At 73.4% G+C, this 10,854-nt stretch carries 11 protein-coding genes; 5 read left to right on the top strand and 6 right to left on the bottom strand.

Annotated elements, in window-relative coordinates; genetic code table 11:
* Positions 1 to 17: 17 nt before the first annotated feature.
* On the top strand, positions 18 to 1,163 hold the full coding sequence (locus AC6CH9_RS15735; protein ID WP_498155862.1) for an ROK family transcriptional regulator: 1,146 nt from the start codon (positions 18 to 20) through the stop codon (positions 1,161 to 1,163).
* A gap of 23 nt (positions 1,164 to 1,186) precedes the next feature.
* On the opposite strand, the gene AC6CH9_RS15740 is transcribed toward AC6CH9_RS15735, so the two are convergent.
* The 6 genes from AC6CH9_RS15740 to AC6CH9_RS15765 all read right to left on the bottom strand — a co-directional run bounded on the left by AC6CH9_RS15740 (position 1,187) and on the right by AC6CH9_RS15765 (position 6,336).
* Positions 1,187 to 2,224: a hypothetical protein gene (locus AC6CH9_RS15740; RefSeq protein WP_498155738.1), complete on the bottom strand. Its 1,038-nt coding sequence runs from the start codon at positions 2,222 to 2,224 to the stop codon at positions 1,187 to 1,189.
* Positions 2,217 to 2,852, bottom strand: a complete 636-nt coding sequence (locus AC6CH9_RS15745) for an ABC transporter ATP-binding protein (RefSeq protein ID WP_498155739.1) — start codon at positions 2,850 to 2,852, stop codon at positions 2,217 to 2,219. The genes AC6CH9_RS15740 and AC6CH9_RS15745 overlap by 8 nt, the downstream gene beginning before the upstream one ends.
* A 4-nt stretch (positions 2,853 to 2,856) precedes the next feature.
* A complete protein-coding gene (locus tag AC6CH9_RS15750; protein WP_498155740.1) occupies positions 2,857 to 3,909 on the bottom strand; it encodes a peptidoglycan-binding domain-containing protein in 1,053 nt (350 codons plus the stop codon).
* Between the two features lie 41 nt (positions 3,910 to 3,950).
* Positions 3,951 to 4,478, bottom strand: a complete 528-nt coding sequence (locus tag AC6CH9_RS15755) for a hypothetical protein (RefSeq protein ID WP_498155741.1) — start codon at positions 4,476 to 4,478, stop codon at positions 3,951 to 3,953.
* Positions 4,478 to 4,762, bottom strand: coding sequence for a hypothetical protein (locus AC6CH9_RS15760; RefSeq protein ID WP_498155742.1), 285 nt, complete (start codon positions 4,760 to 4,762; stop codon positions 4,478 to 4,480). Before AC6CH9_RS15760 ends, AC6CH9_RS15755 begins: the two co-directional genes overlap by 1 nt.
* 212 nt (positions 4,763 to 4,974) lie before the next feature.
* Entirely contained in the window at positions 4,975 to 6,336 is a 1,362-nt protein-coding gene (locus AC6CH9_RS15765) for an enolase C-terminal domain-like protein (protein ID WP_498155743.1), read from the bottom strand.
* Positions 6,337 to 6,508: 172 nt separating this feature from the next.
* Here AC6CH9_RS15765 and AC6CH9_RS15770 point away from each other — a divergent pair, with 172 nt between their 5' ends.
* The 4 genes from AC6CH9_RS15770 to AC6CH9_RS15785 all read left to right on the top strand — a co-directional run bounded on the left by AC6CH9_RS15770 (position 6,509) and on the right by AC6CH9_RS15785 (position 10,813).
* Positions 6,509 to 7,921: an ABC transporter substrate-binding protein gene (locus AC6CH9_RS15770; protein WP_498155744.1), complete on the top strand. Its 1,413-nt coding sequence runs from the start codon at positions 6,509 to 6,511 to the stop codon at positions 7,919 to 7,921.
* Complete coding sequence (locus AC6CH9_RS15775; RefSeq protein WP_197088843.1) at positions 7,918 to 8,898, top strand: carbohydrate ABC transporter permease; 981 nt, start codon at positions 7,918 to 7,920, stop codon at positions 8,896 to 8,898. Before AC6CH9_RS15770 ends, AC6CH9_RS15775 begins: the two co-directional genes overlap by 4 nt.
* Positions 8,898 to 9,794: a carbohydrate ABC transporter permease gene (locus AC6CH9_RS15780; protein ID WP_087470567.1), complete on the top strand. Its 897-nt coding sequence runs from the start codon at positions 8,898 to 8,900 to the stop codon at positions 9,792 to 9,794. The genes AC6CH9_RS15775 and AC6CH9_RS15780 overlap by 1 nt, the downstream gene beginning before the upstream one ends.
* Before the next feature lie 62 nt (positions 9,795 to 9,856).
* Complete coding sequence (locus AC6CH9_RS15785) at positions 9,857 to 10,813, top strand: NAD-dependent epimerase/dehydratase family protein (RefSeq protein WP_498155745.1); 957 nt, start codon at positions 9,857 to 9,859, stop codon at positions 10,811 to 10,813.
* The last annotated feature ends 41 nt before the right edge of the window (positions 10,814 to 10,854 follow it).

The raw sequence follows: 10,854 nt of genomic DNA on the forward strand, positions 1-10,854 counted from the left end.
GCACGAACCTGCCGCGCATGGGCGACTTCAACGAGTCCGTCATCCTCGACGCGATCCGGCGCGCGCCGGAAGGACTGAGCCGCGTCGAGCTCGCCGGGGCGACGGGCCTGTCGGCCCAGACCGTGTCGAACATCTGCCGTCGGCTCCTCGACTCGGGGCTCGTCGCCGAGGCGGGCAAGAAGAGCGGCCGCGCGGGGAAGCCCCGCACCGTGCTCCAGATCGTCCCCGGTGGCCGGTACGCGCTGGGCGTCCACCTCGATCCGGCGGTCATCACGTACGTCGTGCTCGACCTCGCCGGGCGCGTCGTCCACAGCCTCCGGCGCCCCACGCCCGCGATGGTCGACCAGGAGTCGACCATCGCCGCGATGGCCGAGACGATCGACGCCGTCATCGACGCGTCCGGCGCCGACCGGGACCGCATCCTCGGGCTCGGCATCGCCGTGCCGGGACCGATCGACCTCGCGAGCGGGTCCGTCGTCGACCCGCCCCGCCTCGAAGGGTGGGGGCGCGTCCCGCTGCGCGACCGTCTCGCCGAGGCGACCGGGCTCCCCGTCCTCATGGACAAGGACGTCATCGCTGCCGCCGTCGCCGAGCGGTGGGCCGGCGCGGCGACGCACTCCGGCAACTTCCTGTTCTTCTACCTCGGCGCCGGGTCCGGTATGGGCGTGGTGGTCGACGACGTCGTGCTGCGCGGCGCGTCCGGCAACGCCGGGGAGGTCGGCGGCCTCGACGCGAACTGCACCACGCGCGCCCTCGTCAACGAGGCGGTCTCCGCGGGCGTGCTCGACGCCGTCCCGGGACGCGGCCCGAGCGTCGAGGGCGAGCAGCTCGCCCGGCTCGTGGACCTCGCCGCGGCGGGGGAGCGCGGCGCGCAGGTCATCATCGACCGGTGGGCGCGTCGCGTCGGCACCGGCGTCGCCGCCGCCGCCGCCCTCCTCGACTCCGAGCTCGTCGTGTTCGGCGGACCCAACTGGCCGCTGCTCTCACGCCGGTTCTTCGCGACGGTCGAGCCGATGATCTCCAGCTCGCCGTTCGTCGACAAGATGCACGACATCCGCGTCGTCAGCACGCACCTCGGCGAGGACGTCGGCGCCGTCGGCGCGGCCTGCCTCGTGCTCGACCAGACCCTCTCGCCCCAGCCCCAGGCCCTCCTCCTCGGCTGAGGGCGAGGTCCAGCCGACCGGGGTCAGCGGTCCTTCGCGAGGTCCGTCGGGCGCCGGACAGCGAGGTCCGCGGTCGCGGCGAGGGTGACCGCGGACCAGGTCCCGGCGAGGACCAGGCCCCACAGGACGGGCGTCGTCGGATCGAGGTACCGGGCGTGGAGCACGACGGCGGCCAGCGTCGTCGCCGTCGCGGCGACGCCCGCGACGAGGAGGGTCTCGAGCGCGACGAGGACGAGCAGAGAGCGTGCGGACGTGCCCGAGAGCCGGTACACGGCGAGCTCGCTCGCGCGCAGCCGGTACGTGACAGCGGTGGTGACGGCGCCCAGCAGCCCCAGGAGCACGGGCAGGAAGCGGCTCGGCCGGTCGAGGAACTCCTGCACCGGGTCGCTCGTCGCCCGCAGCGCCTCGGTGCCGACCACGGCGTTGCCGCTGACGTGCAGCGAGGCGATCTGGGTCGCGGCGACGTCGTCGAGGGCCACGAGGGGATCGAGCACGACGACGCAGCGCTCGACCTGGGCGTCGTCGGATCGGAGGGGCACCGTCAGGGAACGGCCCGTCCCGATCCCCTCGCGCAGGACCGGGGTCCGCGCGGAGTCGAGCGCCTCGTCGCCGACGAGCACGCGCTGGTCCGCGGGCCCGGTCCGGTCGAGCAGGCCCGCGCCGACGAGGGCGTCGACGTCGGCGAGCCCGGGGACGAGGGTGGTCGACGCACGCTGCACGGGGACGTCCGGCCCGACGGGTACGACGAGCACGCTGCCGCCCGGGACGACCGCTCCCGCGGCCTCGACCCCCGGCGCTCCCGCGAGCGCCTCGCACGACGCGCGTGAGACGAGGGCGGGCTGGTCGGGGTTCGCCTGCATGTAGCTGACGACGCCGCGCCCGCGCTCGGCGAGGTCGTCCAGCTCGTCCTGGAGCGACGCGGTCTCGAGCGCGACGAAGGCGGCGGTGCCCGACCCGAGGACGACCGCCAGCGCGACCACGGGAAGCAGCCGTGCGGAGCGGCCGACGGTGTTGCGCAGGGCCTCGCGCGCGAGGTCGGCGACGCGCCAACCGTCACGCACGGACGACCGCCTCCCGCCGGAGCGGGACGGTCGCGTCCGCTGCGGCGACGAGCACCGGGTCGTGGGTCGCGACGACGATCGTCGCGTGCGAGACGAGCCCGGCGAGGATCCGGGCGACGAGCTCGGTGTTGGCGGCGTCGAGGTTCGCCGACGGCTCGTCGGCGAGGATGAGCTCCTTGCCCGACGCGAGGGCGCGCGCGAGCGCGACCCGTTGGAGCTCGCCGCCGGACAGGCGCCGGGCCTGCTCGCCGGCCCGGTCCGCGAGCCCGACCTGGTCGAGCGCGGCGCGCGCGGTCTCCCGGGCCTCTCGTCCGGGGCGGCCCGCCGCGAGCGGCGCGACGAGGACGTTGTCGAGCACCGAGCGGCGCCCCAGCGCGTTGGACCCCTGGGGGACCCAGGCGACGACGCCGGGCGAGGGCGGCCTGGCCGACCCGTCGGGTCCGTGGAGCTCGATGCGGCCCGTCTCGAGCCGTTGGTACCCCGCGACCGCGGCGAGCAGCGACGACTTGCCGCTCCCCGACGGTCCGACGAGCGCGGTGACGCGCGCGGGCTCGAACGTCGCGGTCAGCCCGGCGAACACCGGGACGGGCCCGAACGCGATGGCGGCGTCGATCACGTCCACGCGCACGCCGCTACCCGCACCCTGACGTACCGGTGGCCTGCGTCGCGTCGCGCAGCACGCGGGAGCCGACGAGGTCGGCGTCGACGAGCACCGTCGCGAGCTCGTTCCCGGGTTCCGCGACCTCGAGCCGGCGGGGTTGCGCCGCGGCCGTGGAGCCGTCGCTCAGCAGGACGCACGTCGTGCCGTCGTGGGACACGCGCACGGCCGTCGAGGGGACGGCACCGCGCTCCGCCGGGTCCTGGAGCGCGAGGATCGCGCCCCGGTAGCGCACCGTCGACGTCGACTCGTCCGCGATCCGCTCGAGCGTGCCCGCGGCCGCGGCCTCCTCGAGCGCCGCCACGACGCCGTCCAGCTCGGCGCCCTGGGGCGCCGCGCTCGACATCGCTACCTCGACCTCGCCCAGGCGCAGCACGACCGGCTCCCGAGCGAGCCGGCCGAGACCGCCGCCCTCGGCGATCGGGGCCACGGTCAGCGCCTCCACGGGCTGCGAGCCCTCCAGCACCGCGTCGCCCGCCTCGACCCGGTCCCCCAGGCCGACGAGCGGACCGGTGACCGCCGGCACGGCGTCGTCGACCCGCACGACGTACGAGAGGCGGAACTCCCCGTCCCGGGGAACCCCGAGGCGCTCCTGGAGCGCCCGGACCGCCTCGCGCGTCGCCGGGCCGAACCGGTCGTCGACGCCGACCGCGTCCAGGTACCCGAGCGACACGAGGTAGTCCCCGAGCGCGCGCACGTCCGTACCGCGGTCGCCCGAACGCAGGTCGCGCCACAACGGGCTGCCGCGGTACACGAGCACGTCGACGCCGTCGAGGGCGAACAGCGGCTGCCCGACCTCGACGGGACCCGCCTCGGCGAGGGCTGTGACGACGCCCCCCGCGGGAGCGCGCACCTCGGGCGCCACGGCGCGCACCGTCGCGACCTCGACCGCGGTCCGTCCGTCGTCGGAACGGGCGCCGACCTCGACGACCGTCGGCGCCGGCACCGCGACGCTCCGCTCCTCCGCGGCGTCGACGAGCGGGAACGCCACGGCGACCGCGACCACGGGCACGGCCCACAGCGCCACCAACGGCACCAGGCGCACCCAGCCACGGGACCGGTCGCTCCTCACAGGGCGTCGTACTCCGCGAGGCACGCCGCCTCGTCCAGCCCGGCGCCGGCCACGGCGCGCTGCGCCTCCGCGAGCGTCGACGGGACGCCCAGCCCGCGCTCCTGCAGGCAGTACCTCAGCGCGTCCAGCAGCGACGTCTCCTCCTGGTTCGAGGTCTGCCAGATGATGTCGACGAACTTGAGGTCGCGGTCGTAGCAGGTCTTCTCGACTCCGGAGTCGACCGCCTCGGCCGGGATCCCGCCCTGCCACACCACCCCGACGAGCTCGACGTCACGCAGCTCGTAACCCTCAGCGCGCAGACACGCCCGAAATCTCTCGAACCCCGCCGTGTACTCGTCCTGGGACACCTCGCCGTCCATCAGCGCCTCGCGCTGCTCCGGACCAGCCGAGGAGAGGTCCTCGTCGGCGTTGATCGCGTCGAAGTGCGGGATGTCGTCGGAGCCGGTGCCGCCGCAACCTGATACCAGGAGCGCTCCCAGGAGCGTTCCCAGGAGCGCGCCGGTGCGACGGGACGAGCGCGCCATCACACGTTGGTCGTGAACACGCCGGTACCGGCACCGCTGTGCTGGGCCTGGGTGAAGTTCGTGCCGGTCCGCTTGGCGATCGCGTTGGATCCGCTCTTGTAGGTCCAGGTCGTCCACGACGCGCCGCCCATGTGGGCGTAGTAGCCCCGGACGCCGACCGTGCCGCAGTTGCCGCTCGCTGCGGACTGCACGGTCGACGAGTTCGACGCCCCGAAGACCTCGCCACCTGTGCTGCACAGCCGTGACGCCAGTCCGGCGGACGCGGGGGCCGCCGTCGAGACCATCAGCCCCACCGAGACCGCCACCGCAAGGAGCGCCGAAGCCCCCTTCGTTCCCTTGCGCATCACTGTTTCCCCTCAACATTCGTCGTCGAACATCGGACAGTGGTGCTCAAGGTAGGGGCACCACCAGTATTGCGCAACCCTGGAAAACAAAACACCGGATCCGGAGGTGGCGCGCGGCTCCGCAGGTCAGAGCCGTCGTGGGCGTCGCCGCGTCAGGCGCGGTGGGCGCTGCCGTCGGTGGCGCGCAGGAGCGCCCAGCGGTCGTGCTCGAGCGGGGCGCCGACGGGGTAGCGGCGGGCGGCGACCTCGTCGAAGTCGACGCCGAGGCCGGGGGCCTCGGGGGCGATCAGGTGGCCGTCGGTCGGGACGGGGGCGCCGGGGAAGACCTCGAGCGTGGCGTCGCGGAAGGTCGCCGCCTCCTGGACGCCGAACGCGGGGGAGGAGATGTTGAGCGCCATGTTGGCCGCCATCCCGACGGGCGTGACGTCGCCCGGCCCGTGCGGCGCGGTGCGCACGCCGAACATCTCGCACACGGCGACGAGCTTGCGCGTGGGCGTGAGCCCGCCGAGCGTGGGGATGCGGATGCGCGCGAAGTCGATCGACCGGCCCGCGACCAGCGGGAGGTAGGCGCGGGGGTCGTGGTAGAGCTCGCCGACCGCGAGCGGGGTGGTGCCGGCGGCGCGCAGCTCGGGGAAGTGGGCGGCGTCCTCGGGCGCGAGCGCGTCCTCGAGGAAGAACAGGTGGGCGTCCTCGACGGCGCGCACGAACTGCCGCGCCTCGGCGGGGGTCATGCGCTCGTGGGCGTCGTGCAGCAGCTCGACGTCGGGACCGACGCGGTCGCGCACGTCGGCGAGGATGCCGGGCACGTGGCGCAGGTAGGCGAGCGTGTCCCAGCGGTCGGTGCGGGCCCGACGCCGCGCGGCCTCGGCCTCGTCGCGGGGTGCGGTGCCGTAGGTGTCGCGGCCGGGGACGGCGACCTGGACGCGCACGTGCCGGTAGCCGCGCTCGACGGCGGCGAGGACCTTCTCGGCGACCTCGGCGGCGTCGGCGCCGTCGACGTGCGTGTACGCGTCGGCGTACGCGCGGGCCTTCCCGCCGAGGAGCTGGTGGACGGGGAGCCCGGCGACCTTGCCCTTGAGGTCCCAGAGCGCGACGTCGACCGCTGCGAGGGCGTTGTGCTCGATGGAGCCGCCGCGCCAGTAGCCGCTGTTGAGCAGCAGGCGGTGGAGGTCCTCGATGTCGGAGGGGTCGCGACCCACGAGCATCGGGCCGAGGTACTCGTCGATCACCGTGCGCGTCGCGAGGGGGCGCTGCGGGTCGCTGCCGTCACCGAGCCCGTAGAGGCCGGGCTGGTTGGTCTCGATCCGCACCACGACGTACGGGCAGCCCTGCGGGCCTGTGAGGAACGTGCGCACCGCGGTGATCCGCAGGCCCTCGTCCCCGGCGCCCGAGCGCTCGGGGGCCCACGGCGCGGGGGCGAGGACCTCCCGGGCGCCCTCGTGGACGACCTCGGTCCCGACCTCGGGGAGGTCGGCTCCGGTGCCGTCCGTGCCGGGCTGCTGCGCTGCTCTCATCGGTGACCTCGTTCCGCGGGTTCGGGAGTGCGCGGGACGGTCCGCGCGACGGTGGACGGGGCCGGGACAACGGGGTGGCCGGTCGCCGTCGTTGACACTGTACATCGAATTGATTTATGTTTCCGGAACCGCGACGCTGCCCCGGCGTCGCCCGTGGACCGAGAGGCTTCCCGTGAACCGACACCGACGTCGTCCGTTCCCTGCCCGCATCACCGCGACCATCGCCACCTCCGCCCTGCTCGCCGGCGCGCTCGCCGCGTGCAGCGGGCCGGCCGGTGGCGGCGGCAACGGCGGCGGCTCCGGCGAGGGCGACCGCGACAGCCTGACCATGTGGACCTTCAAGCAGTCCCACGTCGAGCCCCTCCAGAACGCCGCGAAGACGTTCGAGGAGGAGACCGGGATCTCGGTCGACGTGCAGGCGTACACCCCCGACGACGCGTTCATCACCAAGGTCCAGGCGGCCGCGCAGACGGGCGACCTGCCCGACGTCATGGAGGTCCACACGCACGGCGACGACTTCACGTTCGGGGGCGCCGGGCTGCTCGAGGACCTGTCGGACGACGTCGACGACGACTGGAGCTCGCGCTTCCTGCCCGCCGTCGCGGAGGACGGGACCGTCACCCCGGCGTACTACGAGCAGTCGCTCGCCGAGGGCTCCAAGACCGCGGGGATCGAGGAGGGCCAGCGGTTCTCCGTGCCCTTCACGATCGGCACGTTCGGCATCGTCTACGCGAACAAGGAGCGCCTCGAGGCGGCGGGGGTCACCGAGGCCCCCAAGACCTGGGAGGAGTTCGTCGCCGCGCTCGACGCCGTCAAGAAGACGAACCCCGACGACGGCGGCGTGAGCATCGGCTTCCAGTCCTCCACGACGGGCCTCGAGTGGCTCATGCAGCCGATGGCCTACGGCCAGCTCGGCAAGGACGACTTCGGCGCCCTGTTCGGCCAGGACCCGGCCAAGAACTTCGCGTCGCCCCACGGCGTCAAGGTGCTGGAGACCTACAACCAGATCCAGCCGTACTGGATGCCGGGCACGCAGTCCCTGACGATCGACGACGCGGACATCGCGTTCGCGCAGGGCAAGTCGACGTTCGACATCGGCGGCACCTTCACCCTCGCCTTCCTCGCCCAGAACGGCATGGACGCCGAGAACATCGTGACCTTCCCGGTCCCGGCCCCCGAGGGCGGCGCGATCGACGACCTCCAGCTCGCCCCGTTCGGCCTCACCGGCCTGTCGGTCTCCGCGACCACGGGCAACAAGGACGGCGCGCTCCAGTGGATCAAGTACCTGTCCGAGCAGGACGTGGCGGCCACGTTCGCCCAGGACGCGCTCGACGTCCCGCCGGTCGACCTCGGTGACGACCCGTCCTCGACCGTCGGCCCGGTCCTCGGCGCGATGATCGGCGCGTTCGGCGAGGGCGAGAACGCCTACAACCCCGGTGACACGTCGTACCGCCCCGCGGCGTACGACGCGGCCCAGGTGGGCGACGCCGTCATGGAGCTGACGCCGCTCGCGACGCAGGACGTCGCGACCGTCTCGACGACCGTGGCCACGCTCATCGACACGTTCTGGTCGCAGTCGAAGTGACCACCCCCGCGACGATCGCCGCCGACGCTCCCGCCCACGGGAGCGTCGGCGGCGGCCGGCGCCGCGGCCGGCAGAAGATGCGCTACCGCGGCAAGGAGGTGGCGTGGGGCTACGTCTTCATCGCTCCCGCGCTCCTGCTGTTCCTCGTCATGGGCGTGTATACGCTCTTCTTCGGCGCCCAGCTCTCGTTCGTACGCTGGAACGGCCTCACGCCCACGTGGGAGTGGGTCGGTCTGAAGAACTACGCCGACCTGCTGTGGGCGAGCCCGATCTACGCCCCGGTCGTGCACCGCGCCGCGCTCAACACGCTCGTCGTGATGATCGCCGTGCCGATCCTCATCCTCGCGGTCGCGTTCCCGCTCGCGATCGTGCTCAACCAGGCACGCCGGTTCGCCGGCGTGCTGCGCTCCGTCTACTTCGTCCCGTACGTCACGGCGGGCATCGCGGTCTACATGGCCTGGCAGTACGTGCTGGAGCCCAACGGCGCGATCAACCTCCTGCTGCGCGCGCTCGGCCTCGGCAGCCTCGCGCAGCCGCAGGGCTGGCTCGGCAACCCGTCCACCGCGCTGCCGACGCTCATCGTCATCATGGTCTGGTCCGGGGTCCCGGTCGCGATGCTCCTCTACCTGACGGGCCTCCAGTCGATCGACTCGTCCGTCCTCGAGGCGGCCCAGCTCGACGGCGCCGGGTGGTGGCGCACCAACTTCTCCGTGGTGCTTCCGCTCCTCAAGGGCACGACCGCCGTCATCATGCTGCTCAACGTGCGCGACGCGCTCCAGGGCTTCCAGATCTTCCTCATCATGACGAACGGCGGCCCGGCCGGTCGTACGAACGTCCTCGGCCTCGAGACGTACGACCTCGCGTTCCAGCAGCAGCTCGCCCCGACCCTCGGCCTCGCGAGCGCGCTCGGCTGGCTCCTGTTCTTCGCCGCGCTCGCCGTCGCGATCGTCAACCAGCGCGTCACGAGGGAGAAGTGATGACCACCGTCGCCGACCGCACGCAGCTCCCGGACGTGCCCGCCCTCACCCCGCGTCGTCGCGGCACCCCCGCGAAGGTGGTCGTCGCGCGCGTCGTGGTGGGCGTGCTCCTCGTCGGGTACGCCGTCGTGAGCCTGTACCCGTTCCTGTGGATGGTCTCTGCCGCGTTCAAGACGCAGCAGGAGATCGTCATGGGCGGGGGCAACCTCATCCCCGCCGAGCCGACGCTGTCGACGCTCGTCGACACGTGGAGCCGGCTGCACTTCTTCGACTACTTCCTCAACAGCGTCAAGGTGACGGGCCTGACCACGCTCGGCGTCGTCGTCGTGTACTCGGCCGCGTCGTACGCGTTCGCGGTGCTGCGCTTCCCGGGGCGGCAGGCGTTCTTCCGCCTGTTCCTCGTGCTGCTGTTCGTGCCGGGCGTCGTGACGCTCCTGCCGATCGTGCTGCTCGAGAACCAGCTCGGGATCCTCGGCACGCACCTGGGGCTCATCCTGCCGTTCGTCAACGGCACCGCGCCGCTGTCGATCCTGCTGCTGACCAACGCGTTCCAGTCCGTGCCCGGGGAGCTGCGGGACGCCGCGCGGGTCGACGGCGCGGGCGAGCTCCGCATCTTCGCGCGCGTCTACGTGCCGCTCGCGCGGCCCGCGATCATCACGATCGCGCTGCTCACCGCGATCCCCACGTGGAACGAGTACCTGCTGTCGCGGGTGTCGCTCAACGACCCGTCGACGTTCACGCTCCCCATCGCGCTCCAGCAGCTCCAGTCGTCGAACGTCGTCCAGTACAACCAGCTCATGGCGGGCGCGCTGATCGTCGTGATCCCGGTGATCATCCTCTTCCTCGCGACGCAGCGGTACTTCGTCAACGGCCTGGTGGGTGCCGTGAAGGGGTGACCCCGGGGGCCTCTCGGCCCCGACCGCGCAGCACGCACCACCGCACAGATCGGAACCTCGCCATGAACTCCACCACGTCCACCGACGCGCCCGCCCTCCTGCCCGGCGCCACCGTCCTCGTGACGGGGGCCGCCGGAGTCATCGGGCGCGTCGCCGTCCCGCGTCTCGCCGCCGCGGGCTACCGCGTCGTCGCGACCGACCGGGCGGCGTTCGACGCGCCGGCGGCCGTCGCGAGCCTCGTCGGCGACACGCGCGACGCGACCTTCGTCGACGCCGCGCTCCGTGCGGGGCAGGGTCCGGACGCGCCCGCCGTCGACGGCGTCGTGCACCTCGCGGCGATCGCGTCGCCGGGCCAGGTGCCCGACGACGAGACGGTCGCCCAGAACGTGCAGGGCGCGTTCTGCGTGCTCGACGGCGCGGGCCGGGCGGGCGTGCGCGTCGCCGTCGCGGCGTCGTCGTTCTCGGCGTACGGGTACCCGTGGGCGGGCCGGCACCTCTCGCCCGCCTACGTCCCGGTCGACGAGGCGCAGGAGTCGGTCGCGGTGGACGCGTACGCGCTGTCGAAGCTGCTCTCCGAGCAGGTGGGGGAGTACGTCACGCGGCGCTACGGCCTGCCGACGACGATGCTGCGCATGCCGTTCGTCGGGTCGGGCGACCGACTGCGGGAATGGGTCGACCTCGCGCACCGCGACCCGGGCGCGATCCGGCAGGAGCTGTGGACGTGGCTCGACACGCGCGACGCGGTGGACGTGGTGCGCGCGATCCTCGAGTCGGGCGTCACCGGCCACCACGTCGTCAACGTCGCGGCGCCCGACACGACGAGCGACGTCCCCACGGCAGAGCTCCTCGAGCGCTTCCACCCGGCCTCCCGCGTGACGCGTCCCCTCGACGGGTTCGCGTCCGTCATCGACACGACCGCGGTGCGCGAGCTGTTCGGATTCGTCCCGCGCCACGACTGGCGTACGGGCGACGCGCTCGACCCCGCGAGCGAGGCGCCGGCCGAGGGGGTGAGCGCCTGACCCCCTGAGCACGCACGCGTCAGTCAGTCCGAGAACAAGGG

Source organism: Cellulosimicrobium sp. GQ32 (assembly GCF_059758455.1).